Raw genomic sequence first — 24,938 nt, forward strand, 5'->3', positions numbered from 1 at the left:
GGTCAATCTCTCTGACTCGCAGTACAGTAGCCGCGAAAGCACTTATTATTTCATGCACTCTTAAGGGCCCACGCGCCTGCCGGAGCAATATCTATGCAACGAACAATCGCAGATGCCTGGGACGAATATGAGCGCGGTCACGATGGTGAGGCGCGCGAAATCTTTGAGCAACTCATCAAAGACGGTAAAGATCCCGCGGCGGCGTTGTTGGGCCTGGCGCGAATCGACTATCGCGAGGGCAATCTTGATCGTGCGGAGCGTCGCGTAAATGAAGGCATGAACGTGCGCAAGACACCCGAGCTTCGAATCCTCGAGGCGCAAATCCTCGGGGACCGTGGCCAGCGCAGCAGCGCCGAGTCCAGGCTCAAGGCGGTCATCGGGATGCAACCGGACAACGCGTTCGCCCGCGCGCTTTACGGCGAGCAGATCATTCGGCAGGGACGCTGGGAAGACGGGACCAACCAATTTATCGCCGCGCTCAGCAATGACCCGAGCAGGCATGGTTTTCAGCATTTCCGAAAGGTCACCACCGATCTGGTCGACGCGCTGATCGCCGGGCGCATGCCCGAGAAGACCGCCATGCAATTTGTCAATCGCCTGGCGTATTCGATCGCCAAGCCCGACCAGGAGATGAACCACTTCTTTGGGGAGGCTCGCCGCGCGATTTCCGGTCGCCAGGCCATCGATCGGAAGCGCTCGACGGTCGGCGCGCCCTTGAACGCCCAGGGTCGCTTGAGCCGTCCGGACCCGTCACCGCAGGCGCGCGCGCCACAGCCGATGGCCCCGCAGCCTCACACGAGCGCCTCGCCCTACCAAAGCGCGCAATCTTCCGCCCAGGCGCAACCGGCGCGCCAAACGCGCCCCCAGCCGCCCCCCTCGCGCCAGCAATCGAATCCAAATGTCGACGCGAATATCCAGAACGTGCGCGCGCTGATCCTGGAGGAGAAGAGGCTTAACGAGGACCTTCTCAGCGGCATCCCCGCGCCAGAACCGCTCGAGTGGCCGTCTGAGATGGGCTATTCGACGATCGACACCGTCCCGCCAGTCCTGCTCAAGCGTGACTCGCTGCTCGGCTATTCTTCACAGATCGATACCCGAGATTTCCGCGTCACCACCGGCAGCCTCGCATCCGAGATCTTTTTGGAGCGATGCCTGCGCAACCTGCTGGTCGCCACCCAGGAGAATAAGGCCGTCGTCCTGGACGCGCGCCCCGATAGCGTCTGGCAGATGGAGATGAATTGTCGCGACGGATTGCTCGACAACGTGAAGCCGCCCAGTGAGCTCTATAACGAGCTCGAGGGGTATGAGAATTTCGCGGCCTATTCGCTGGCGATGTTCCTCGGCCACAGCCTGGCCGTCACGCACAACGCGACCTGGACCTTTGGCAAGCCTGCCTCCGAGAGCTTCTTGGAGCTCGGCGAGACCGTCCTTAAGCCGTTTGAGCTGGTGGATCGCTGGCTTAAAAGTGAGGACAAAGAGTCGGTCAACCTCGACCTCTTATCGCGCCTGGCCAAACGCGCCACGCAGCGCAGCACCGCGATGAGCGTGCGCCGCGACTATATCGACCCCACCCGCGGCGTGCAAAATGACTCGCTGCCGGCGACCCTGGCGACGCTGTGGACCGGCTATCTATTCTCGCTGTCGGACGCCGCGATTTCCCACGTCTCCGACTCGCTGAAGATCGATCAGGATACCGACGGCGCGATCACCTTCTCGCTGCCAAGCAAGTGGGCGCCGACCTTCGCGGCGGGCCCGGGTGGCGCGGGGATTCGCGACGGCGACCGCGTCAGCCTGGCGTATATCCGCCGCTCCGGAGAGTTCGTCGCGCTCGCTACGCGCAAGGGATTCGCCGCCTATATGGAGGCGACCTCAAGCGAGCTCGACAACGATACGGCGATTCGCGCGCTCAAAGTCTTGGACACCGCGCATTGCCCTCAGTGGCGCCTGGCCGCCGACCCGGCCAGCGCCAAAGCGCTGAGCGTGCCGGGGGCTAAAGCACTCACGCCCCCTCAATTGCGCTCGGGCGGGGGGCAAAAACGCCTCGAAGTCCAGGGCCTCATCCCCCAAAAAGGGCCCATGCAATTCGACCTTATTTTTAGCCCCACCGACCTGATCCCCTGGAAGCTCGAGCTTAAGACCTGAGCCCCACCTGCTCAGGTCGCCTCGACCTGAGCAGCCTTTGACTCCAACCACTCGCGGATGGTCTCATCGAGCTCTTCGACGAACTCGATGGGAGCATGCACGCGCACGTCCGGGATCATGCCGAGCACAAACGTGCGGAACTCGGGGCAGACGCCCAGGCGCAGGTGAACATGCAGCCCGCCGGTGTCCGGGTCTTCTTCGATGCGCTGAGAGGGATGGATGCGGTAGCGCCGCAGATAATTCGCCCAGGAGTTTCGAACCTCCAGGTGCACGTCGGCCACCGGATAGTTCTGGGCGTAGATGCCGAAGGCGTTTTCGAAATATTTCTCCAGATCGATATCGCCGTTCTCATCGACGCCGAAGTCCACCTCGACCACACCATCGTCGCCCGCGTCCGCGCCGCCCTCCGCGTCGGCATCCTCGGCAGGCGCCTCGGCCCGCAAGGCGTCCAAAGACACGATGCCCGCGACATCATAGAGCTTGGTGCGCGACTCGTGGTCGGCCAACAACCACAGGCGCCCCTCATACCAGACCAACTTTCGCGGCGTGACGATATAGTGGCGAAGCGCGCCGTCGGCCCGCGAATATTGCATCGCCAGGCGCTGGCCCAAGAAGACCGCGTCCAGGATATCCTCGGTATGCTCGGTCATCGCGTTCTCATCGACCGGCAGCCAACTGCGCCGCAGATGCAACGCCCGCGACACCCGGTCCAGGCGCACGCGCTGCTTGGAGTCCGGCGAACCCACGCGCTCGCGGCAATGCTGGGCGAGGCGCTCGATTTCCTGGAAATACGGCGTGTCGTGAAATAGGTCGAGGGCGATGGAGCCCAGCTCCAGCGCCGCCGCGGTCGCCACCGAGATATATTGAGGATTAAACTCCGCCCAACGCCAAACCTTGGTGCGCCCCTGGCGGTGGGTCTCAAGCAGGTAGAGCTCTTCGAGTAATTTCAGGTCTTCGCGCGCCTGGGGGTATTTAATCCCGAAGTTCTCGACCACTCGTAGAATCGTGACATCCTCGCCGTTCTGCAACCATTTCATGATGGCGTGGGAACGCCTCGTCGCTGCGAAGGTATTGCGTGCAGACATAAAACGGAACTCCTTAAAAGACACAGAAAACGCGCGGATTCACTCTGCTATTATTAAAATTTGTAAGCGCGTCAGATGAATGCAGGGCCGAGGCGTCTTAAAAAACGCCCCTCGCGGAATCGATCGCACCCTAGACTGCACAATCATGCAGCTTAGAATTGCTTCGGGCCCCGAGTACGGAGCCGCAGCATGCCCATAATTGTTCTTACATTGCACAAGACGCGCCCTGCATCAACTATATTCCTCAAAAATGAGACGAAGGCCGGTCAGAGTCAGAAATTGGTCGACCTCGTCGATAATATCGGTCTCATCAGCGAAGAACCCCGCCAGGCCGCCGGTTGCGACCACGCGGGTCTCTCCGTCCAACTCCTGCTTCATGCGCCCGACAATCTCGCGCACCAGACCGGTATAGCCGTAGAGCAAGCCGGACTGAATCGAGTGCACGGTGGTGCGGCCGATCACCGACGGGGGGCGCGCGAACTCAACGCGCGGTAATTTACTCGCGTATTGAAAGAGCGCCTCGCTCGAAATCGTCACGCCCGGCGAAATCGCCCCGCCCAGATATTCGCCTTTGGCCGTGATCGCATCGAAGGTCGTCGCGGTGCCAAAATCAACCACCACCAGACTCGTGCGGTGACGGTCCCAGGCGGCCACGGCGTTGACCAGGCGGTCCGCGCCAACTTCGCTCGGGTTCTCGTAGAGCACCGGCATCGAGGGCGTCACGCTCTCGCCAACCACCAGCGGCTCCAGGCCGAAATAGGCTTTCACCATCGCCACCAGGGAGCGCTCCATCGGCGGCACGACGCAACTAATAATCGCCGCGCTTACCTTCTCCGGGTCCACCCCGGCGAAATAAAAGAGCTCGCGCACCAGGATGCCATGCTCGTCGCTCGTGCTGCGGTGGCGGGTTTGCACGCGCCAATGCTTCACCAACTCGTCGCCGTCATAGACGCCCAATACGGTGTTGCTATTTCCTACATCAATGACAAAAAGCATATAAACTCGTCTGTAATTTTTTGAGAAGTTTGAAGTCCCAGGCCGGCGCCGGCGCCCGTCGGTTTACCCGAATTGCGGGCCCGGGCGCAATGTAGGCTAGACATCACTCGCGGCCAAACACTATATTCAGCCGAACGCTGGAGCAACACGCGCCGCGCACGCTTGGCGTATCACCGCTTCTTTCCACGCAACTCCCCTCGGCAGTCCATGACGACGTTTCTACTTCGCCGCCTATTGGCATCGATCATCGTGATCTTCGGCGTGGTCACGCTCGTTTTTCTCGTGCTGCGCGCCGTCCCAGGCGACCCCATCGCGTCAATCCTCGGGGAGCAAGCCCTCGCCGTGGACAAGCAAGCGATGCGGGAATGCCTGAACCTGGATAAATCACTGTGGCAGCAATATGTGCTCTTCTGGGGCGACGTCGCCAACGGGACCCTCGGCACGCTCTGCGGGGAGCGCGGGGTGACGGTCAGCGATAAGCTGATGGCCAATATCCCGGCGACCTTTCAGCTCGCCCTGGCGAGCCTTGCGATTGCGCTGATGATCTCGCTGCCGCTGGGCATCGCGTCGGCGCTTCGGCCCAACTCCTGGGTCGATAATAGCTCGGCGGTCATCGCCCTTCTGGGGATTTCGGTGCCCAGCTTTTGGCTCGGGCCGATGCTGCTGATTCTGTTTAGCATCACCCTGCAGGCGCTGCCGAACCCGGGCAGCGGGGTCACCGGCCTCTCGACCCTCATCCTGCCCGCCATCACGCTGGGCAGCGCGCTGGCCGCCAAGCTCACGCGCATGACCCGATCGAGCATGATGGAGGTCCTAAGCCAGGACTATGTCCGCACCGCCAAGGCCAAGGGCAACCCGGCCTGGAAGGTCACCATTAAACACGCGCTTCGAAACGCGCTGATCCCGGTGATCACCATCCTCGGCCTGCAATTCGGCGCGCTTTTGGGCGGCGCGATTATCGTCGAGAAGGTCTTCGCGCGCCCCGGCCTGGGGACGCTTTTGCTCGACGCCATTAACTCGCGAAATTATCTCATCGTGCAGGGCTGCGTGATCTTCATCGCCTTCGCCTACGTGGTCGTTAACCTGCTCACAGACCTGATCTATAGCTGGGTCGACCCGCGGATTCGCTATGATTGAGCCCGCCCAAACACCCGCTATCGCGCCGCACTTAACGCCGACCTCCGCCGAGAAGTCATCCATCTCATGTGGTTATTAAAACTCATATTTAGCCGCCGAGACCGCCTGGGCCCCCTGGTCTGGGTAAGCCTTTTTGTCCTTTTGGGCGTGCTCTTTGTCGCGGTCTTCGCGCCCTGGATCGCCCCTTATGGGCTCACCGAGATCGACGTCACCCACCAGCTCGAAGGCCCCTCAATGGCCCATTGGCTGGGGACCGACGAGAACGGCGTCGACGTGCTCACCCAGATCATCTTCGGCACGCGCGTGGCGGTGTTGGTCGGCGTCTCAACGGTCGCGATTTGCTCGACCGTCGGCATCACGCTTGGCGCGATCAGCGGGTATTTCGGCGGCTGGGTTGACGAAGTCATCATGCGCATCACCGAAATCCTGATGGCCTTCCCGGGCATTCTGCTGGCGATTCTGCTCATCTTCATCACCCAACGCCCGAGCCTCTTGGCGGTGATCGGCGCGCTGTCGGTCTCCGGCTGGGCGGGCTACGCGCGCCTGGTGCGCGGGCAGGTGCTCAGCGAGCGCGAGCGCGCCTATGTCGAGGCATCGGTCGCCCTCGGGTTCCCCACCCGGCGCATCCTCTTTCGCGAGATCATCCCCAACATCCTCGCCCCGGTCATCGTCCAGGCGACCTTCGGGGTCGCCGGCGCCATCCTCGCCGAGGCCGCGCTGAGTTTCCTCGGCCTGGGCCCCCAAGATCTGCCTAGTTGGGGGGCGCTGCTCGACCAGGGCGCCACCTACTTCTTGCTCATCCCGCACCTGGCCATCTTCCCCGGCCTGGCGATTATGATCACCGTCCTGAGCATCAACTTCGTGGGCGACGGCCTGCGCGATATCCTGGACCCGCGCGCGATGACCCGCGCGCCCTGAGACACCTCAGGGTCGCCGCGACGCTTTGTCGGCACACGCCTCATCCATTCGATGGGGCGCATATTATCCATCGAGCCACCTCAACGCCCCCGCAATAACGCGCCAGGGGCGTTGAGGCGGGTCAGAAGGGCCGCTCACACCACAGATAAGGGGATGGCACGGTTCATGCTTAAGTGGCGACTGAAGTTTGGAGACCCTTAAGCAAATTGGAATATTATGTCGAAAAATTACTTGATGGTTGCGACTCTTCTAGTGATTGCATCTTTGACGGCGACGGCGTGTAGTTCCCCCCATTTATATTCTCAACCCGGGCGAGTAGCGGCGCTGGAAGCGGCCAAGACGCTCGACGCGGGCGAGCAGTCCCTGGGCGCTCAAGGAGGCGTGGGGCATGAAGCATCGATCGACCTGGCTCAAATAAGCGCCAAATACCGCTACGGTTTAAGCGATCAAATCGAGGTTGGTGTGGACGGGAATTTGCGCGTGGTCACCAATATGGAAGAGCTAAAAAAACCGGTCAACTCCACCATCTGGAGCACGCGCGTTGGCGCCAAATGGGCGCCCGCGCTCCTGCAGGACTATGTCGCGGTGACCGGCGGAGTCGCCGGCGGGACCTACGCTGCGGGCCAATTTCTCTCGCCAGACCTCGGCGTGGTCCTGGCGTTTGAGAACCCCTATGTCGTCCCATTTGTGTCGGCGACGGGCTATGTCAGCGTCCCGGTTAACGCTCAAGCAGTCGACGTTGCCCTCGCGCCGCGCTGGGTCTATAACCCCTCGACCGAACGTAACGAATTAGAAGAGCGCCCTCAGGAATTCTCCACCCCGGAGACCACCTGGGGCGTCACCGGCACCGCCGGTATCCGCGTCCCCGTGGACCTCGGCAAAGTGACGCTCGCGCCCTCGATCGGCGTGTCACTATCCGAATTTACCGACGGCACCGAAGCCTCCAGCGCCACCGCCGCGAACCTCGGCATGGATGTTGTCTTCTAACCCGCCAATAGGTGCCCGCATTAAAGAACCGGGGCCGCGTCACACACATAGGCCAGGCCAGTGCTACCATAAGCATCGGCCTGGCCTTGCAGCATTCACCAGCACAACGGGGCACCAAAATCTCCAGGCGAGACAGCGCTCAAAGGAAACTTCGGAGATGCGTCGCGCAGTGATTGACGCCCAGCCCACCACAAAGCTACGCTTCGACGACATCTTCAGCACTGCCCAGGCCCACACCAGGCCACTCAACTGTGATCGAAAGCGGAGCCGCTCCAAATGCCACGCCAACCTATTTTATTGCACTATGCGTTCTCGTTTCTCGGCGCGCTCGCCGTGACCTTTATGGGCGCGACGAGCTTCGCCGCCACGGTGCAGGTCCAACCCGGCGATGACCTCCGAGCAGCCGCGAACGCGCTCAATCCCGGCGACGAATTGGTGCTCGCCGACGGCACCTATGAGATGTCGCCGCGCTTTCTGCTCACCCTGCGCGGCACCGCCGAGGCGCCCATCGTCATCCGGGCGGCCGACGGGGCGGCGCCGCTTATCCATCGACCCAACGCTGAGCAGAATATCTGGGATATCGACGCCGAGCATCTGCACATCCGCGGGCTTCGCTTTTCGGGTGGCTCGGCGGGGCTTCGCTTTTTGCACGCCGAGGATGTCCGCGTCGAAGACTGCGAGATCTTCGACACCAACGCCGTCGCGCTGCGCATGAACGACAGCGGCGCCCACTACCGGCGAAATTTCATCATCGGCAATGAGATCTACGGGACCGCAGGCCACGGCGAAGGCATGTACCTTGGGTGCAATTCCAATGGATGTCAGTTCTCGGAGGGCCTCATCGCCCATAACTATATCCACCACACCAACGGGCCAAACGTCACTCAGGGCGACGGCATCGAGATCAAAGAGGGTGGCTGGGGCAACACCATCCGCGGCAACGTCATCCACGACACCGGGTATCCCTGCATTCTCACCTACTCGACCGCCGGCAACGGCCCGGCCAATATCATCGAGGGCAATGTGATGTGGGCCTGCGGCGACAACGGGATTCAGACCTCCCAGGACGCCATCATTCGAAATAATATTATCCTGGGTGCCGCCGCCAGCGGCATCGCCCTGCAACCCCACCAGGCCGGCGCCCCGGCAAATCTCGAGGTCATACACAATACGGTGGTCAACACCGGCGACGCCATCGCGCTGCGCGGGGCGACCGGCAGCGTGGTCATCGCCAATAACGCTGCGTATTCGTCGTCGGCTTCGGCGCTTCGACTGATGGGCGATATGGCGGCGGTGCAGATCAGCGGAAATGTCGGCGTCGGCGGAATCAACGGTCCAGCGGGTGGACTCAGCGCAGGCGACCTCGGCGCGGACTTCGTGGACGCGCACACCGGCGGCGGCGTGATGGATGTCTACCCGTCGGCGACGGGCGCGTTGGTCGGCGCTGGCGATACAAGCCGGGTGACCGAGTTCGACTTCAACGGCCTGCTACGCATGGGCGTCGCCGACGTCGGCGCCTACCGCTTCGATTCGGCTGAAAACCCTGGCTGGACCATCGCCCCGGGATTCAAAGACACCGCCACCAGCAATCCGGGCGAGCCGGGCAATCCCGGCGAGGCCGACGCGGGTCCCGAGGATGCTGGCAGCTTTGATGTGAGTTCGGATACGACCGCAAATCCGGACGCCACCGTGGGATTCGAAGATACCCAGTCGGCACCGGATGCCAACGATGCACCGCAACCTCAACCGCAGGATGACAATTGGACTAACAATCACGAAGACTCAGATAGCTCGGATTGCTGCGGTTGCGCGGCGACCGGGCAACCCACACCCGCCCACGGACTCCTATTGCTTGGCGGCCTGGCCATCTTCGCCCGCCGGCGCCGGCCCGGAGTGACCCGCTAGTTTTTCTGGCGAACCCTCGCCGTTTCAAACTTGCGCTTTTTCCCAGTATCGCCATCATGGGGCGGTGACGCCCCGCCCCTTTTTTTATGGACAATCAGACCGTGCAAGACGCTATCAAGAAAACCACCGACGACCCGACTGACGCTGAACTCTACGCACTCATCGGCCAATTATTATTGGTCGGATTTGAGGGCGCCGACACCGACCCCCCGCCGGCCATCGCCGACGCGCTGGCGCGCGGCGATATCGGCGGGACCATCTTATTTCGGCGAAATATCACCTCGGTTGAGCAGGTCTCGGCGCTCAATACGCGCATCCATCAATTGAGCGAAAACGCGGTCGCTGCGCCGTTTGTGGCGGTGGACCAGGAGGGCGGGCGCGTGGTGCGCCTCAAAGATCCGCTCACGCCGATTCCGCCGATGCGCGCCGTCGGCGATATGGCAGATCTGCGGCTCACCGCCGATGTCTCCGAGGTCATCGCCACCGAAATCGCGGCGCTCGGGTTTAACCTGAACTTCGCGCCGGTGCTCGACGTCGACACCAACCCGGAGAACCCGATCATCGGCGACCGCGCGTTCTCCAACGACCCGGCCATCGTCACTCGCACCGCCGGCGCGTTTTTGATCGGCCATCATATCGCCCAGGTGATCCCCTGCGGAAAGCATTTCCCCGGCCACGGTGACACCCTGGTCGACAGCCATATCGCCCTGCCCGTTTTGGAGCATGACCGCGCGCGCCTGGACGCGGTTGAGCTGCAACCATTTCGCCGCATGGCCAGCGCCAATATTCCGATGTTGATGACCGCGCATATGATGGTCCCCTGCCTCGACCCGGAACACCCGTCCACCCTGAGCCGCGCCACGATTCGCGGCCTCTTGCGCGATGAGCTCGGCTATGAGGGGGTCGTCATCACCGACGACCTCGAGATGGCGGCGGTCGCCGCGCATTATGAGATTGAGGAGATGGTCGAGCTGGGGCTCCGAGCGGGCATCGATATCTTCCTCATCTGTCGCAGCGAGGATATCTGGCAGCGCGCGCGCAAACATCTCTTCGCGCTGGCGCGCAATAATTTCGATGACCTTATTCGGGTGCAGCGCGCCGCCGAGCGGGTGCTCGCCCTCAAGGAAAGCCTGCTGGGGCCGAAGCGGCGTCCCTGGACGCCCTACCCCGGCTGGCAAAAGCTGCTGGGCTGCGAGGAGCACCGAGAGACGATGGCGCGCATCGAGCAGCAGGCCAGCGGGCCGAGCGAAGACCCGACCGAGCTCGACGCATAACCTCCGCCGCGACACAAAAAAAATGCCCCGCGAGACACCAGGTCTCGCGGGGCATTTTTAGACGCATATTCATCATCCAGATACGAATTCAACAAATCGCGTCAGGTAAGTCTGCTACACCTCAGCGGACTCAGGGACTCGGCAGCACCGTTCCCGCGGGCACCGTGGTCATGACCGTCACAGGGTCGACCAGGCATTCCTTTTTGCCCGGGTAGTACAGACCAACGGTCGTCGCCCCTACCGTCTCGCCCAGACCCAGGGCGTAGTTGCGGTCGATATCGTTGCCGTAGGGGAAGGTGAGGTCACCCATTCCCGAGGCCAACGGAGACGCCGCGTCGAATTTGACGATATAGCGTTTCCCCTGGTTTTGGTCGGTCAAATAGCCACAGGTATAGGTGCCGTTGGGGTTGTCATTGGTCGCGGTATCGTCGAAGCCCATGAAGCTGAAGGTCTCCATATTATACCAGTTGGGCGGCTGAAGATCCTGGTTCTGGTTGGCATCATCGCCCGAGATAATTACGCCACCGCCCAACTCGCGGAACTTCGTCAGGGTTCGGTAGGTCTTTTTGTTATTGATCGGATATCCGGGGTTCACGAACCAGATGACCGAATAGCTGATCGTCTGGTAGCGCTTCAAACCACCGACGGGCTCGTCAATCAGGTCTACCTGCGTGAAGCCAGCGGCTTCCAGGCGCGCCTTGATATACTCATCTTCATAGGGGTCTTCGTTATTGACCGTGTCACGCACGACCAGGATGCGCGGGTCCGGGTCGCCCAATAGATTCGGGTTGACGTAATCGACCGCATTCTTGGCCAATTTGGTAGCCTGTGACTTCTTCATGCCCATCGAATCGTCGGTCTTCAACTTGCCATCGACCACGCACAGGTCAGCGCCCAGGGTCACCCCGATAAAAGCCATGCCGGCCGGGGTACAATCGGCGAGCGCATGGGTCTTGAATTTAATCGACGCCTGGGATTCGGAGGCGTCAAAATCAACGCCGGTTTGCTCGGGCAGAATATCCTCGATGGGGGTCAGGCACCAATTCTCCCAGGCGAGGTCTCGCACCGTTACCTTATAGCCAAGGCTCTTGGCGCGACGGCTCGGAATGACCACACATTCGGTCACCTCACCGGTCTCCGGGTCGGTCGTATTGCTGATCACTTCCGGCTCGAAGCACTCCCCTTCTCTGCCTTCCCAGGTAAACTCGAGCGGGTCTCCGTCGGGGTCGCTGGCCGTCGCACATGCCACCACGCCGGCGCCGGCGCACATGAATTTGTCGATCTCCAGGCTGATCTCGGGCGGATGGTTGAGCGTACCGATGACGTCGAGCGCGGTCCTGGCAACCCCACGACATTGGCTGATCAGGAGAAACTCATTGAACGTGTCGTCGTAGACCGTCTCGTTATAGAGCGTGGCGGTCGCGCAATCGAGCGAATCATCGCCGTCACCGGTGATCGGGGTCGCCTCAATGTCGTAGCAACCCGGCGCCACCGTGAAGAAGTGGTCGGAGAAATGGTGGGAGGAATCCGGGTCATACGGTTTTTTCTCAAAGGTCGAGTTATCCCCCGGCAGGTTCACCTGCTCCAGGCTCTCCTCGGCGCTCATCGCCGGGTCCCCGGTGGGCAGCCCCGTATCACAATCCACCGGGGTCGCGGTGAAGCGGAATCCGGCCACGTCCGACCCGCCAATCAGGTCGATGTTGAGCGCCATCCCCGCGGTCTCCACGCCCGGGCCCACATCCCCGTCACCGGTGTCCCCACATGCACCCAGGCTCAGCGCCATACCAACAGACAGACAAGTCGAAATAATTCGTTTGCGATTCACGTGCATCTCCTTTCATTATGCGCCGCCGGCGTTCGCACACGCGCCCCCCGACCCGCAAATATTGAAACTCGAAACTTCATCCAAAAAGTACGGCTCTCGCATTCACGCGTTCATTCACACGTCTACTCACGACTGCGCCCGGACGCCCCCAGGGTCGCGGACATTTGCTCCCCGCAGATCGGCGCAACGACGCGCTGCTCCGGGGCCTTGGAAATGGCACGGGAATTCCCGTGACGATGCGCAAGACATAGCGCTGCGTCGCCTCTGGGCAAGTCCCCCCTGCCTGGTCGATTGGAGTTTTCTCTACAAAGCGCTGAACGGGCTGCCTGGGAATCTCATCCGCAAAAGCGACTGCGCCCGTCCATGCTGCACTTAGAATCGTGCGCACATCCCTGAGACTGAGAAGGCGTTGAAGCAAATAAAGTTACGACACCCGCCAGCGAGCATTGCTGAGCACTTCTTTAAGCGCCGCTCGGGCGGGTGCCGAAACGCTTAACTATTCCCGTCGCCCCATTTAAATTGCAATTCGAGCTCTTCCAGCCCGCCTTCGGCCTCATGCTCAACCGAAAGTTCTGCGTCGGCGGGAACCGTCAAGCGATGCCCCTCGACCTGAATCCGGAAGGACTCCCCTTGCTCCACGGCGTCGGCGATGCGGCGCAGGGTCGTGGCGAAATACTCTCGATTGGTGATCTTCTCGACATCACGTTGCATAGTTTCTCCTGGCTAGGGTTTTGATCAGGCCCTTCGGCTGGACCTGGGTAAATAACGCGCCCGACCACCCTCAGGTGATCTTATTCAGACGCGGGTCTTGCGGGCCATCGATGGCCTGAACATCGACATCATGGTCCTTCAGATATTGAATTCCGTTGGCCCCGGCGTATCCACCGCCGACCACCAGAACCCGGCGAATCCCCGCGTGATGAATCAACTTCGCGCACATCATACACGGCTCACCGGTCACCACCAGCCACGCGCCGCGCGTCGGCACGCCCGAGGCGGCGCAATTGCAGATCACGTTCATCTCGGCATGGTGGCAGCCGATCTCCATGCGCGTGCCGGACTCCACGTCCTGTGCGTCGCGCAAACACACATCCCCGCCGCATAGCTCTCCGCCGCCGCGCGGCCCCCCGTTATAGCCGTCCATCAGCACGACGTTTCGCTCCGGGTCGAGCAGCAGCGCGCCAAATTTGCGCCGCGGACAATTCGACGCCTGCGACAGCGCCAGACACTGCTGGATCCTAATTCGAATATGTTTTTCTTTCATAATCTCAGACTACTCTTGGACGCGTGGGCGTCGGGGGTTACTCCGATGCGCTCTCGCCCGCGCGCTCCGGGTGAAGCCGGGCGATCAGTCGCTCACCGGTGGTGGTGATTTCGTCGTGCAAATAGCGGCAGCGCGGCTCGGCGCGCTCCAGATACCGCTCCAAAAGCCCGGCGCGCTCCGGGTATTCAAGCTGCTGCGCGTAGAGCAATTCGCATATATTAAGGTCGATTAGCAAGCGGGACAAGCGCTCGGCGTGGAGCATCGCGTAGGCAAAATCATGCTTGGGATCCCACTCTTTGGTGAGCTCCTGGGGCCAGTCGAAGATTGGTACATTCGAGAGTGACTTGAATTTGTCGACCGCCGTCTTGGTGACCAGATATTGCTGTGCCCCGAGCGCCAGGCTCTCCAATTTCGCCACGCGCCGGGCGAGCGGGTCGCGCTCCGACACGCTCTTCCAGCGCGCCTGGGCGACGCGCTTCACGAAGGCCTGCGGATTCTTCATGATGGAGCTCATCGAGTCCTTCATCGCCATCAGCGCCTGAATCTGGCTGGTGCCCTCGTAGATCGGCATCACCATCGCGTCGCGCAACAACTTCTCGGCGCCGTACTCGCTGGTATATCCAACGCCGCCGAGGATCTGGATGGCCATCTGCGACATCTCAACGGCCTTCTCGGCGGCCTGGTATTTCAGCAGCGGCGTGAGCAGGCGCGCCTTCCACTGATGCTCTTTATAGAGCTTAAGTGCGCGCTCACTCTCCTGGGCGTCCGTGGTCGCCGCGGCCATAATCTTATATTTTTGGGCGAGCTCCTCGTGATAGGCCGCCTCGACCGCCATGGCGCGAATGCCGATAATATCGATCGACATCTGGTCGAGGTATTCGGCGATCATCTCGTGGCGGTCGATGGTTTTCCCCATGCTCTCGCGCTCCGCCGCGTAGTCGCGCGCCATGCGATAGGCCGCCTCGCAGAGCCCCAGCGACTCAAACCCGATGCCGATGCGTGCGTTATTCATCAACAGCAGCATCTGGCGAAACCCGTCGCCGCGCTCGCCGAGCAGATAGGCCGGCGCGTTGTCGAAATGCACCTCGCAGGTCGCCGACAGGTGATGCCCGAGCTTCTCCTCGATGCGCTCCACCGTGGCCACGCGCACGCGATTGCCATCGGCGTCCTCGGTCCAGGCCGGCACCAAAAAGGTCGACAGCGACTTAAGACCGGTCTTCTCCTCATCGTCGAACTCGGTCCTCGCGATGACGATATGGTATTTGCCATGCCCCGAGGTGATGAAGATCTTGGACCCGCTCACCCGCCACACGCCGTCTTCGTCGAGCTCCGCCTTCGCCCGAAGCGCCGCCATATCGCTGCCGGCGTCGGGCTCGGTGATGTCCATCGAGCCCCAATTTGCGCCGCTCATAATATCGGTGATCTCATCGCCAAAGCGGGTGCTCGTGATATGGCCGGTCTGCGGGTCAAACTCCGTGCTGCCCTCGGCGATGGACGTCACCAGCAGGACCATCGCGATGCCACAATGAAACCCGTGGTGCGCGCTGATGGAGACATCGGCCCGGGCCATCATGCCGATCTGAAACATATAGATCAGCAGCGGCGTGTTCATGCCGCCGAGCTCACGCGGCACGCAAATCCCGTGGATCCCGAGTTCTCCGATCTGTTCAAAAATCGAGTCGAATTTAGCCGGGAAGAAAACCTCTCCGTCCTCATAGCGCGGACCTTCGCGCTCCATCTCGGCGATATGCGGGTCGATCTCATCGCCGATAAACCCGCCGAGCAGCTCCAGAATCTCCTGATAAAACTCCACCGCCTCGCCGCTGTCCTTGAACCCGTCTTCATAGTTGAAGTCATGCTCGGTCAGGCGCACCAGAGGCTCCCAGTCGATCCATTTTTCGACGTAGAACCGAAGATCTTCGTTGTCGTTATAAAAATTTGCCATCGTTTTTCCTTTAGGTGTCTCTGGATGCCTCGTGGCACTCGAATATATGTCGGCAAAAAAATAAAAAGACGCGCTCGATTCCGCTCCCCGGGATAGAAGCCAAGCCCCCTGCTGACAAACGCATCGAAGCGTCGCTGATAATAGGCTGCCTACCAGTTGGTCGACGCCGCCGCAATATACGAGGGCGCAGCCCCGAGCGCCGCACAGATCGTGGCCCCCCCCCCGCGTCAAACGCGCCGCGGGGCTATGGCCCTGGGCGCCCCCGAAAACAAAAACTCGGGCTCTTCCCAAAAGGAAGAAGCCCGAGTTGATTGTTTTTTTAAGCAGCGCGGCGCCACCGAGGACGCCGGATTTCTGGCATTAGGCGCTGGCGAATTGGGGCATCAGCGCGTGGTTTTCCAGATGCACGTGGGTGAAGGTGTCGCCTTCGAGCGCCTCGAGTTCACGGAATAGAGTGCGGTAGCTGGTGCAAGCCCAATCGGGCATCGAATAGTCGGAGCTTAGCGCGCGCAATTTCTCGAGCATCGCGCCGACGGCGAGGTGGTCTTCGTCCATATTGTCGAATTCTTCGGCGAGGACGTCCGGGTCGGGGGATTTGCTCATGAGCGCCGGGAAGAGGATCTGCTCCTCTTCGTCGAGATGCTCAAGGAAGGACGCCGCCAGCGCTTCGAAGACCTCATGCATCTCGATCAGGCGCGGGTCGTTCTCGCCGTGAACCCGGGCGACCTTCGCGGAGAGCTCCCCGATGAAGGGCAGCGAGTCACGCAGCGGCTTGTGGTGGGTGGAGATAATATGGGCGATGAGCGCGGTCGCCGGCAATTTACTGGGGTCATCGGCGCGCTTGCCCTCGCGGGTCTCGATGGCCTGGCTGAGGTCGCCGATAAGGGTATCGTAGTCAATTCCGTATTCGGCGGCGGCGTCGATGATGCTGATATTACCTTTGCAGCAGAAGTCGATATGATATTTTTTGAAGACCGGTCCGCACTCGGAGAAGTCCAGGACGAGGCTGGCGACGGTCTGCTGGGGGTCAAATGGGGTAGTTCGGCTCATTTTCGAGACTCCAATAGGGTGGATTTATTTCAGGGATAACCCCTGGCATTCTTGAGAACTTAGCGATGCGCTCACGGCGCGGCGCGCTCGACGATAGCCATAGCACGTTATATGCCAACCGTGGCGCGTCGCCCGCAGCTTCGGCCGAGACGACGGCCTGCACGCGCCCCGGTGGGGCTTGGGTCCTCTCCTTGTCGGCAAGAAATCCTAGTCTCCGCTAGAGAGCTAAAGAGAACCCGGCCTCAAATACCATACAAAAAAGTAAAATATCGGCAAAAATAATGCGCCAATCGCGGACGATATGCATTATTTTCGCCGATATTTTAGGAATATTGGAATCCCAAGCCGCGCCCGAACACCCGGGCGCGGCTGGAGATTAGCCCTCGAGTGTCGCGTCGAGCGAAATCTTAACGCCGCTGAGCGCCTTCGATACCGGGCAATGCGCGCGGGCGTTCTCGGCGATCTGTTGGAATTCGGCGTCCTCGATGCCGGGAATCACCGCGCTACAATTGAGCGCGATGGTGGGAATGGAGATATCGCCGCCGGCATTCTTAATCGCGACCTCCGCGACGGTCTCAATCTTGGTTGGGTTATAGCCCTTCTCGGTGAGCATGAGGCTAAAAGCCATCGAGAAACACCCCGCGGATGCCGCTCCGAGGAGTTCTTCGGGGTTGGTCCCCGTGCCGTCTTCGAATCGGGTGGCGAAGGAGTATTTCCCGTCAACCGCCCCGCTTTCGGTCTTCATCGTCCCGCTACCATCCTTGATCGTCCCCTTCCAGATTGCTGTTGCTTTTCGTGTTGGCATCGATGCCCTCCGCGTAATTTCACCAATAAGTGAGTTTGTGGCGATTGCCCGACAATGGGTGAGTGAGAGTGAATGCTAGGCACCTGGCCCAGGATGACCAATACAAATTTCAACTTCCTAAAAAGCCCCTCGACGGGAGGTGTGATTGGGCGAGATCCGCAAGAAATAAAACGCCCGCGCCATGCGATATCGCATGACGCGGGCGAGGGTTCTCTCAGGTCATTTCAGACGAGCAATCAGGCGGAGACGCCTTTGCTATCATCGTCGTCATCGCCCTCGTCGCCGCCACAGGCGTGCTCGGCGCTCGACTTATCGTCGTCGTCGCCCTCGTCGCCGCCACAGGCGTGCTCGGCGCTCGACTTATCGTCGTCGTCGTCATCATCGCCGCCGCAGGCGATGAGATCCGCGTTGGGCACGACGCTCTTATTGACACCGGTGTCGACCGTGAGGGAGCTCGGCGTGGACCAGGTAAAGCCGGTGCTCATCGCAAAGACAACGAGCAAGAATAAGGACAGCTTCAATTTCGAGTTCATCTTTCGCTCCAAGGTCGAATATTATTCGATACGCCAGTCGGCTATTTTAGGTGTCGAGGCGCGTTGATTTCGCGCAAATACTGCCGGCAATCATAAAGGGTTCCTTGTCGCGTCGCAAGTTCGCCTGGCCCAGGCCTCGCGCGCACGAAATCACAGCCCGCAATCGCCACTGAAATACACGCCCTATCGCCCGAATTTGCCATTGCGGCCGAAAAGCGCGATTCTAGTCGTTGCTCCGTTTTCTAAACGCCCCGAGCTATGGAGGTGATATGAAGTACTTCAATAAAGGCAGCGAATCAGCAGCCGAGCCGCGCCGACTTCGACATGGGATTATCGCGTCGACGAGTCTGGCGATATTGATGGCCTGCGCACCCTCGCGCGCAGCGACGCCCGATAAACCCCGCGCCGAGGCGCCGCCGAAATCATCGTCCCCCCGGCCCGACGCGCCTCAAACCACTGGCGCATCCACAGCCCAAACGCGCCAACTGGCGCGCCAGGCGTCGCCGGAAGACGCGCTGAGCGTCGACGCGCTTGAAGCCCGGGCAAGAAAGCGAGAAACCGCCGATAAATCATACCCTTATCACAGCCAATCTCGGCGAGTGCGCGGCAAGGCGAAATGCCCAAAGATCGAGGTTATCAGTTATGAGGGCTCGCTTATCCCCTACAATCAGCCGATCGAGATCAACCCACATTTCAAGGATCGCCTGGTTCGCTTTGAGCGATTGGTGATGGAGGTCGCGGTTCGGGTTTATGGGCGCGCACCCGCACAGATCGTCCACTTCGGTGGGCATAGCTGCAAGACGGTGAGTGGGCGCGGAAAGAAGTTCAGCGAGCATGTGTTCGGGCACGCGATTGATATCTCGGGTTTCAAATTCGACGCCGCCGCCGACGCGGACACCGCAAGCGACGCGGCCGTCGATGGCGCGTTTTCGGTGGCGCTCAAAGAGCATTGGGGCGCCACCGACGGCTTCGGCGCCAAGCATGCGCAATTTCTGCGCGAACTCGCCGACGTCCTCAAAAAACGCGGCCCCTTCAGCACCATGCTTGGCCCGGCGTACCCGGGACACGACAGCCTTTTTCATTTCGATTTTGGCCCGCAATTTTTCTTTCGTATTTGAGGCATCCCGCCGGGTCGCAGGGACGGGCGGCGTGCCTCGAAATTCGGGGCAATTCGCGGCGATCGCGCGGTTGAGCCTTTCCCTTGGGCGGGGAGTTTTCTATGCTAGTTGGTGAGCCGAAGCTGCATCCTATTCCTCACACGCATGAGCGCCGAGACATCGATGAGCAATAAGACACAACGCCGCGAGCCACGGATCAATATCTCCCTGCCAGTGACCCTGCAGTTGCCCGATGGGGAGCTGGCCTATGAGATCGCGAACGCCTCGCATCGGGGTATCTTTATCGCGTGTCCTCAGCCGCTGCCGCTGCGAAAGCTCGTGCGATTCTCGACCCAACTAAGCGAGGACGAAGAACCCTTGCAGATGCTCGGTCTGGTGGCCCACACCGTGAACCCGGCCGAAGCGCGTGAGAGCGGCAAGGCCGCGGGGATGGGCGTGCAGCTCTACTCGGTTGGGCGCGATACGCGTGCGCGGTGGCGCACCTTTATCAGTGAAAAATACGAGAATGACCCCAGCGTTCGCGACCTCGCGCGGGCGCAGAATCTGCCGCGCGTGAGCCTGCATTTGCGCGCGATGGAGCAGCTTCAGACCTTCGCCGGGCGAGATTTACAGAGCGGAAATATCTATGTGCGAACCGCAAACCTTCACCCCGTCGACACGGCGGTGATCTGCGCGGTGGTGCATCCGCAGACCGGCCAGATCTTTGATATCGAAGCACACGTCACCGCGGTCAAAGAGGCGCCTCGGCGCGAGCGCGGCATGCGACTTGAGTTTGTGGAGTTTGACGCCCAGGAGCGCGCTCAATTCGAGGCATTTGTGCGCGGCAACGCCGAAGCCTGATCTTTGCCGCTTGAGTTTGCGACCTTCGCTTCCATCCATTTGCCACCCATTTATGGAGCCCCCACGTGACTGCAGACGCGCCTCGTCCCTTTCCTGAATTACCCGAAACGATCGAATCCATTCATATTATCGGCATCTGCGGCACCGCCATGGGAAGTCTGGCGGCGATGCTGGTGGATCGCGGCTTTGAGGTGCGCGGCAGCGACGCGATGGCCTACCCGCCGATGAGCACCTGGTTGGAGTCGCGCGGGATCGACATCATGGTCGGGTACGCGGCCGAGAACCTCAATTGGAACCCGGATCTGGTGGTGGTCGGGAACGTCTCGCGCGCATCCTACGCCGACGCGGTTGAGATGCGCCGGCGCGGCCTGCCGCACCTGAGTCTGCCGGAGGCGCTGGCGCATTTCTTTTTGCGCGGCACCCGCCCGCTGGTGGTCACCGGCACCCACGGAAAGACCACGACCAGCAGCATGTTGGCCTGGATCACCGCCTTCGCCGAGCGCGACCCGAGCTTTATGATCGGCGGCATCACCGGCAACTTCGGCAGCAATTTCCGCCTCGGCGAGGGCGATATTTTCGTGCTCGAGGGCGACGAATACGACACCGCTTATTTCGATAAGGTGCCGAAATTCTGGCACTATTCGCCCTTCCGCGCGACCATCAACAATATCGAGTTTGACCACGCGGATATCTACGCGAATGTCGAAGAGATCGAGGCGGTCTTTACGCGCTTCGCCGAGATGATTCCGGCCGAGGGGAGCCTGTGGGTAAACGGCGATGACCCGCGGGCGATGAAGGTCTCCGCGGGGTGCAAAGCCCGGCGCCGCACCTTCGGGCTCGGCGAGCAAAATGAGCTTCGGGCCGAAGATATCGAATACGGTGACACGACTTCGGCCGAGGTCATTCTGTCGGGGCAATCACTGGGTCGATTCACTATCAATACGCCCGGCGAATTCAACGTGCGCAATATGCTCGGGGCCCTGGGCATCGCGCTTGATGAGGGGATTTCGGCCGACACGGTGCGCGAGGCGATGGCGACCTTTGAGACGGTGAAGAAGCGCCAGGAGCTTGTGGGTGAGGCAGCCGGTGTTCGGGTTTATGACGACTTCGCCCACCACCCGACCGCGGTGCGCGCGACGGTCGAGGCGATGCGTCGACGCTACCCGAAGCAGCGCATGTGGGCGATCTTCGAGGCCAAGAGTAACACGTCGCGGCGCAAGGTGTTTCAGAGCGCGTATCCCGACGCGTTCGCCCAGGCAGATATCGTGCTCCTCTCGCGCCCCTTCGCCAAAAAAGACGGCCTGCTCCCGGAGGAGCGCCTCGATATCGAGCAACTCGCCGCAGATATCCAATCGCTTGGACCGGAGACGCACCTGATCCCCGAGGTCGACGCCATCGTTGATTTCGTGCGCGAGAACGCCAAGCCCGGCGATATTATCCTGGGACTTGCGGGCTCTTCCTTCGGCGGTCTTCATCAGAAAGTGCTCGACGCGCTGCAAGACTAGCAGCCGTTGACGCGCCCCTATAAATGCTGGCCGACCCTCTATTCTGAGAGGGTCGCGCCGGCATTTTTTTTGCCCCGATACGCAACGAAATCCGGGAATTCCCGATAACTATATTAGTCAATCTGAAGAGGTGTGCCCTCAACCATATGAATATTGGAGATGCCCTATGTCCCCTCAACTCCGTCGAAAAGATGCGCTGATTTGGCCCCCAATCGCGCGCTCGGTCGCGATGCTTTTGTGCACGCTTGCGCTCACGCTTCTGGGATTTTCGGAGCGGGCGACCGCCGCCGAATTCGGCCGGTGTCCTGCGAGCGGCGATGCGGCCGCGCAGGTTCGCAGCGCCGAGGAGTTCGACGCGTCGGCAAACGACAATAGGAGCGCGAAGGCGGGAGGTTTTCGCCAGAAAGCCGCGCCCTTTGCCCCCGATATTATGCTGCGCCTCTGGTACCAGGAGCGCGCCCGCAACCAGGGTCGGGCGCGCTCCCACGCCATCGCTCAACTTGCTCGGCCCGACCAGATAATAAGCGTCGCTCACGAACCCTTCGGCTGGCAGGTCTCGCTGCGTTGGAACCTGGTGGATATCGCGGAGACCATCTTGCCCGGCGACGAGAACCAGTCGCGCATCTACGCCTCGGACTGTGCGGCGTTTCAGCATCCGTACGAGGACTTCTTTCGCCTGGATGAAGGCGATTCCCTGGAGGCAGCTTCGACCACCGGCGACCCGCAAGCGCGGGGGGAATTGCGATGAGTTGCAACTCACTCAAAACACTCACCGCCTTATGTCTATTCACGACATTGGTGAGCCTCTTTTGGACCCAACCGGTGCTGGCCCAATCGCAGTCGCGGGTAGTCGACAAGCTCATCGCGAATGAGCCGAGCCTGGCCCAGCTGCGCCAGCGGGTGTTGAGGGTGCGCGGATGGGAGGACCCGGACCTCGACCGCTGGTCGACCCGGGCGCGCTGGTCGCATCTATTACCGGATCTCAAGGGCGAGGCGGCGTGGCTTGACCAGCGCGACGTTCAGGCGCGCTACCGCGAGGATATCAGCACCACTAACGAGGGGCTGATGTTTCGCGACGGCGGGCAGAACAACTTCTATGACGACACGCGCCTGCGCTCAGTCTACGCGGTGACGGCGCGCTGGAGCCTGTCGGGGCTAGTGTACGATCCCAGCGAGACGCGCATCGCCAGCGAAGTTCGCCAGCGCCAGCAGGCCCGCCAGAAGTTGCTCATCGAGGTCGGCGAAGCCTATTACGCGCGCCGACGCTTCCAGATCGAATGGGCGCTGACACCCGCCGCGGATTGGCGAAAGCGCATCGATACCCAGCTCGAGGTCGACCGCTTCACCGCGCGCCTGGACGCGATGAGCGCGGGCTGGTTCTCGACGCAAATAGCACAACTTAAAGAGAAAAACCGAGGAGAAGGCCAATGACAAAATCAGGGTTATACCGTCGAATTCGCCCAGTATTTCTACTTCTTCTCTGGGGCCAATTGGCGAGCTGTGTGGAGGCGAGTGCGTGGGCGTGCCAGCGAAGTTCGGACTGTCCGGGAGACGAGATTTGCCGCATCGGAGAGTGTGTGCCGAGGGATACCTATCTTCCCGCGGCGTCGCCCCCCGACGAACAGCGAAGTGGCGAATTGAGCGAGCTCATCGATCCGACCGAGGACACCGACGCCCCGGCCACGCCAGCCTGCCCGGGCAGCCGCCCGCCCGCCCGGGGCGACCTGATCATCAACGAGGTGCTCGCCAACGTCCCCGGCGGCGAGGCTGGCGACGCGAACGCGGACGGGGTGCGCGATGCGTACCAGGACGAGTTTGTCGAAATCGTGAATCGCAGCGGAGACCTGCTCGACGTGAGCGGGGTGACGCTGCGAATCGGCGAATATAATAAATTCTATTTTGAGGAGGCTTGCCTTGAGCCCCTGGAGGCAGCGGTGATTTTTGGCGGGGGTGAGCCCGCGGAGCATGTCGATTACCAGGTCTATATCGCCCGCGCGCGCCTCTCATTGGGGAACTCCGGCGGCTCGGTCTCCCTGCTTAGCTCGACGGGAACGCAGATCGACGCGATGAATTATGCCGAGTCGGCGGCGGTCTCGCTCACCTTGTCGCCAGAGGTCGAAGGCTCCGAATATGTCGCGCATAGCGCGTTAAGCAGCGCGCGCATCTTTAGCCCCGGGACCTGCGCGAGCGGCGCGGCTTTTGCCGCCGGCTGCGTGCCCGACGAGGTCAGCGCGCCAGAGTAGCCGACGCGTTGAGGCGGCGACCCAAACACAAAAGCGCCCCGGTCTAAAAATGACCGGGGCGCTTTTGCGCAACCCTATCGACTCAGGAGTCGATTGAGGGGTTCAGGCGAGGCCAACTCAGAAGCCGTAGCCCAAGCTCAACGCGAAGATATTGGCGTCGGTGCTATAGGTACCGCTCGGGCCGCGACCGTTTGCGATCTCACGCGGCAGCGCGTGAACGATCGAGTAGGCGGCGTCGGCGCGGAAGGACTCATAGGAATAGCCCACGCCGACCGAACCGGAGATGCGGTCGTTGCCCGGAAGCGACGGGTTGACCGTCTCATCGGGGATCGGGGTCATGTCGTAGTTGCCGCCGAGGCGCACCGCGAAGGCATCGGTGACGTCGTATTGAGCGCCGACGCGGAACGCGAAGGCGTCGTCCCAATTGCCCTCGATGGGCGGCAATTGCGCGAGGGCGTCGGGGTCGCCATCAGTGTCGAGCGTCAGCACGATCTTATCGTAGGTGCGCCACATCGTATAATCGACCTCGGCGTGCAGGAATAATTTGTCGAGTTGGTACCCAAACCCCAGGGCGATGGTGTCGGGCAGCGTGATCTCGGTGCTGCCCGGGTTGTCCCGGAAGGTCGTATAGAACGGGGTATTCTCCTCGCCCTCGAAATGCGCGTCGCCCTCGAGGTCGAGCTTGACCCGGCTGCGATATTGCAGGCCGATGGTGAGCTCTTTAAGCGGCTGATACATGACCGCCGCTACGCCACCGAAGCCGAATCCGGTGCCGCCAATATGGGCGTCGACGAATTGGTCGGGGCCAATGGCGACCGACTTTTTCAGGGTAACCGAGCCGTGGACGATCTGGGCGCCGGCGGCCACCGAGAGGTCGAGACCGGGGATTCTATAGGCGACGTTGGGGTTGATATTGACGGTCTGCAGGTCCTGGCTTTGGATGCTGGTTCGGCCAACCCAGTCGTCGGGCCAGGTGATGCCCAGGCCGTAGGCAAAGGTCAGGCCGACGCCCGCTGACACGCCGGAGTCGGCGATATTATCGTAGCTGAGATGCGCGTGGGGCGGCGGGAAGAGGCGGTCTTCGGTCGAGACCTTCTCGCCGCCACCGGCCGGCTCATAGCTGGAGCGCGGCAAGAGGATGGTGTCGCCAATATAGACCTTCAGGCCTTCGCTCAGGCCCATGCTGGCCGGGTTATAAAAGCTTGCGTTGGGCTCGTTGGGGTTACCAGCGGCGCCCGAACCCATGGCAGCAGCGGTCGCGCTCTGCGATGAGTTCTGGAAGCCGGCAGCCATCGCGGTCGCGGGCAAGCCCACAAGAGCGGCAACAAAAGATGCTGTATAAAATGACTTTCGTAAATTCATTATG

The 24,938-nt window shown here is 61.2% G+C and carries 22 protein-coding genes; 12 read left to right on the forward strand and 10 right to left on the reverse strand.

The window, feature by feature from the left end; translation table 11 throughout:
* The first annotated feature begins 93 nt into the window (after positions 1–93).
* Positions 94–2,142 carry a tetratricopeptide repeat protein gene (locus tag DN745_RS11770; RefSeq protein WP_111335087.1) on the forward strand — a complete coding sequence of 683 codons (2,049 nt, stop codon included), beginning with the start codon at positions 94–96 and terminating at the stop codon, positions 2,140–2,142.
* Between the two features lie 11 nt (positions 2,143–2,153).
* Here the strand turns inward: DN745_RS11770 and DN745_RS11775 are convergent, their stop codons facing one another.
* Both DN745_RS11775 and DN745_RS11780 read right to left on the reverse strand, forming a co-directional pair.
* Positions 2,154–3,227 carry a helix-turn-helix transcriptional regulator gene (locus DN745_RS11775; RefSeq protein WP_111335088.1) on the reverse strand — a complete coding sequence of 358 codons (1,074 nt, stop codon included), beginning with the start codon at positions 3,225–3,227 and terminating at the stop codon, positions 2,154–2,156.
* A 231-nt stretch (positions 3,228–3,458) separates the two neighbouring features.
* On the reverse strand, positions 3,459–4,223 hold the full coding sequence (locus tag DN745_RS11780; RefSeq protein ID WP_111335090.1) for a type III pantothenate kinase: 765 nt from the start codon (positions 4,221–4,223) through the stop codon (positions 3,459–3,461).
* A gap of 207 nt (positions 4,224–4,430) precedes the next feature.
* On the opposite strand from DN745_RS11780, the gene DN745_RS11785 reads away from it, so the two are divergent.
* The 5 genes from DN745_RS11785 (at position 4,431) to nagZ (ending at position 10,444) form a co-directional block, all read left to right on the forward strand.
* Positions 4,431–5,360 carry an ABC transporter permease gene (locus DN745_RS11785; RefSeq protein WP_111335091.1) on the forward strand — a complete coding sequence of 310 codons (930 nt, stop codon included), beginning with the start codon at positions 4,431–4,433 and terminating at the stop codon, positions 5,358–5,360.
* A 66-nt stretch (positions 5,361–5,426) separates the two neighbouring features.
* Complete coding sequence (locus DN745_RS11790; RefSeq protein ID WP_111335093.1) at positions 5,427–6,278, forward strand: ABC transporter permease; 852 nt, start codon at positions 5,427–5,429, stop codon at positions 6,276–6,278.
* A gap of 216 nt (positions 6,279–6,494) precedes the next feature.
* The gene (locus DN745_RS11795) at positions 6,495–7,265 is read left to right on the forward strand and encodes a hypothetical protein (RefSeq protein WP_133621887.1); all 771 of its coding nucleotides are present in this window, start codon (positions 6,495–6,497) and stop codon (positions 7,263–7,265) included.
* Positions 7,266–7,541: 276 nt separating this feature from the next.
* Positions 7,542–9,170 carry a right-handed parallel beta-helix repeat-containing protein gene (locus DN745_RS11800; protein ID WP_111335096.1) on the forward strand — a complete coding sequence of 543 codons (1,629 nt, stop codon included), beginning with the start codon at positions 7,542–7,544 and terminating at the stop codon, positions 9,168–9,170.
* 101 nt (positions 9,171–9,271) lie between these two features.
* Complete coding sequence (gene nagZ, locus DN745_RS11805) at positions 9,272–10,444, forward strand: beta-N-acetylhexosaminidase (RefSeq protein ID WP_162687629.1); 1,173 nt, start codon at positions 9,272–9,274, stop codon at positions 10,442–10,444.
* 130 nt (positions 10,445–10,574) lie between these two features.
* On the opposite strand, the gene DN745_RS11810 is transcribed toward nagZ, so the two are convergent.
* The 7 genes from DN745_RS11810 to DN745_RS11840 form a co-directional block, all read right to left on the reverse strand.
* Entirely contained in the window at positions 10,575–12,269 is a 1,695-nt protein-coding gene (locus tag DN745_RS11810; protein ID WP_133621886.1) for a hypothetical protein, read from the reverse strand.
* 492 nt (positions 12,270–12,761) lie between these two features.
* Complete coding sequence (locus DN745_RS11815) at positions 12,762–12,980, reverse strand: amphi-Trp domain-containing protein (RefSeq protein WP_111335101.1); 219 nt, start codon at positions 12,978–12,980, stop codon at positions 12,762–12,764.
* A gap of 70 nt (positions 12,981–13,050) precedes the next feature.
* The gene (locus tag DN745_RS11820; RefSeq protein WP_111335103.1) at positions 13,051–13,533 is read right to left on the reverse strand and encodes a deoxycytidylate deaminase; all 483 of its coding nucleotides are present in this window, start codon (positions 13,531–13,533) and stop codon (positions 13,051–13,053) included.
* A 37-nt stretch (positions 13,534–13,570) separates the two neighbouring features.
* Positions 13,571–15,478, reverse strand: coding sequence for an acyl-CoA dehydrogenase family protein (locus tag DN745_RS11825; protein ID WP_111335104.1), 1,908 nt, complete (start codon positions 15,476–15,478; stop codon positions 13,571–13,573).
* Between the two features lie 360 nt (positions 15,479–15,838).
* Positions 15,839–16,528, reverse strand: a complete 690-nt coding sequence (gene ric, locus DN745_RS11830) for an iron-sulfur cluster repair di-iron protein (protein WP_111335106.1) — start codon at positions 16,526–16,528, stop codon at positions 15,839–15,841.
* A 376-nt stretch (positions 16,529–16,904) separates the two neighbouring features.
* Positions 16,905–17,333 (reverse strand): OsmC family protein, encoded by a 429-nt coding sequence (locus DN745_RS11835; protein ID WP_111335107.1) that lies wholly within the window; start codon positions 17,331–17,333, stop codon positions 16,905–16,907.
* Between the two features lie 236 nt (positions 17,334–17,569).
* Complete coding sequence (locus DN745_RS11840) at positions 17,570–17,866, reverse strand: hypothetical protein (RefSeq protein ID WP_111335109.1); 297 nt, start codon at positions 17,864–17,866, stop codon at positions 17,570–17,572.
* Between the two features lie 269 nt (positions 17,867–18,135).
* Here DN745_RS11840 and DN745_RS11845 point away from each other — a divergent pair, with 269 nt between their 5' ends.
* The 6 genes from DN745_RS11845 (at position 18,136) to DN745_RS11870 (ending at position 23,572) form a co-directional block, all read left to right on the forward strand.
* Positions 18,136–18,984 (forward strand): extensin family protein, encoded by an 849-nt coding sequence (locus DN745_RS11845; protein ID WP_111335110.1) that lies wholly within the window; start codon positions 18,136–18,138, stop codon positions 18,982–18,984.
* A 162-nt stretch (positions 18,985–19,146) separates the two neighbouring features.
* A complete protein-coding gene (locus tag DN745_RS11850) occupies positions 19,147–19,824 on the forward strand; it encodes a PilZ domain-containing protein (protein ID WP_162687630.1) in 678 nt (225 codons plus the stop codon).
* Positions 19,825–19,889: 65 nt separating this feature from the next.
* On the forward strand, positions 19,890–21,329 hold the full coding sequence (mpl, locus tag DN745_RS11855; RefSeq protein WP_111335114.1) for a UDP-N-acetylmuramate:L-alanyl-gamma-D-glutamyl-meso-diaminopimelate ligase: 1,440 nt from the start codon (positions 19,890–19,892) through the stop codon (positions 21,327–21,329).
* A gap of 166 nt (positions 21,330–21,495) precedes the next feature.
* Entirely contained in the window at positions 21,496–22,077 is a 582-nt protein-coding gene (locus DN745_RS11860) for a hypothetical protein (protein ID WP_111335115.1), read from the forward strand.
* Positions 22,074–22,760, forward strand: coding sequence for a hypothetical protein (locus DN745_RS11865; protein WP_111335117.1), 687 nt, complete (start codon positions 22,074–22,076; stop codon positions 22,758–22,760). Before DN745_RS11860 ends, DN745_RS11865 begins: the two co-directional genes overlap by 4 nt.
* Positions 22,761–22,906: 146 nt before the next feature.
* Positions 22,907–23,572, forward strand: coding sequence for a lamin tail domain-containing protein (locus DN745_RS11870; RefSeq protein WP_162687631.1), 666 nt, complete (start codon positions 22,907–22,909; stop codon positions 23,570–23,572).
* Positions 23,573–23,689: 117 nt separating this feature from the next.
* On the opposite strand, the gene DN745_RS11875 is transcribed toward DN745_RS11870, so the two are convergent.
* Positions 23,690–24,934, reverse strand: coding sequence for an OmpP1/FadL family transporter (locus DN745_RS11875; protein WP_111335120.1), 1,245 nt, complete (start codon positions 24,932–24,934; stop codon positions 23,690–23,692).
* Between the last annotated feature and the right edge of the window lie 4 nt (positions 24,935–24,938).

Source organism: Bradymonas sediminis (assembly GCF_003258315.1).
Taxonomy (GTDB): Bacteria; Myxococcota_A; Bradymonadia; order Bradymonadales; family Bradymonadaceae; genus Bradymonas; species Bradymonas sediminis.

Coding starts and splice junctions, on each gene's coding strand:
- DN745_RS11800 (WP_111335096.1), top strand. CDS start 7,542: ATGCCACGCCAACCTATTTTATTGCACTATGCGTTCTCGTTTCTCGGC.
- DN745_RS11820 (WP_111335103.1), bottom strand. CDS start 13,533: ATGAAAGAAAAACATATTCGAATTAGGATCCAGCAGTGTCTGGCGCTG.
- DN745_RS11785 (WP_111335091.1), top strand. CDS start 4,431: ATGACGACGTTTCTACTTCGCCGCCTATTGGCATCGATCATCGTGATC.
- DN745_RS11780 (WP_111335090.1), bottom strand. CDS start 4,223: ATGCTTTTTGTCATTGATGTAGGAAATAGCAACACCGTATTGGGCGTC.
- DN745_RS11795 (WP_133621887.1), top strand. CDS start 6,495: ATGTCGAAAAATTACTTGATGGTTGCGACTCTTCTAGTGATTGCATCT.
- DN745_RS11875 (WP_111335120.1), bottom strand. CDS start 24,934: ATGAATTTACGAAAGTCATTTTATACAGCATCTTTTGTTGCCGCTCTT.
- DN745_RS11815 (WP_111335101.1), bottom strand. CDS start 12,980: ATGCAACGTGATGTCGAGAAGATCACCAATCGAGAGTATTTCGCCACG.
- DN745_RS11860 (WP_111335115.1), top strand. CDS start 21,496: ATGTCCCCTCAACTCCGTCGAAAAGATGCGCTGATTTGGCCCCCAATC.
- DN745_RS11835 (WP_111335107.1), bottom strand. CDS start 17,333: ATGCCAACACGAAAAGCAACAGCAATCTGGAAGGGGACGATCAAGGAT.
- DN745_RS11845 (WP_111335110.1), top strand. CDS start 18,136: ATGAAGTACTTCAATAAAGGCAGCGAATCAGCAGCCGAGCCGCGCCGA.
- ric (WP_111335106.1), bottom strand. CDS start 16,528: ATGAGCCGAACTACCCCATTTGACCCCCAGCAGACCGTCGCCAGCCTC.
- DN745_RS11770 (WP_111335087.1), top strand. CDS start 94: ATGCAACGAACAATCGCAGATGCCTGGGACGAATATGAGCGCGGTCAC.
- DN745_RS11840 (WP_111335109.1), bottom strand. CDS start 17,866: ATGAACTCGAAATTGAAGCTGTCCTTATTCTTGCTCGTTGTCTTTGCG.
- DN745_RS11865 (WP_111335117.1), top strand. CDS start 22,074: ATGAGTTGCAACTCACTCAAAACACTCACCGCCTTATGTCTATTCACG.
- DN745_RS11850 (WP_162687630.1), top strand. CDS start 19,147: ATGAGCAATAAGACACAACGCCGCGAGCCACGGATCAATATCTCCCTG.
- DN745_RS11790 (WP_111335093.1), top strand. CDS start 5,427: ATGTGGTTATTAAAACTCATATTTAGCCGCCGAGACCGCCTGGGCCCC.
- DN745_RS11775 (WP_111335088.1), bottom strand. CDS start 3,227: ATGTCTGCACGCAATACCTTCGCAGCGACGAGGCGTTCCCACGCCATC.
- DN745_RS11825 (WP_111335104.1), bottom strand. CDS start 15,478: ATGGCAAATTTTTATAACGACAACGAAGATCTTCGGTTCTACGTCGAA.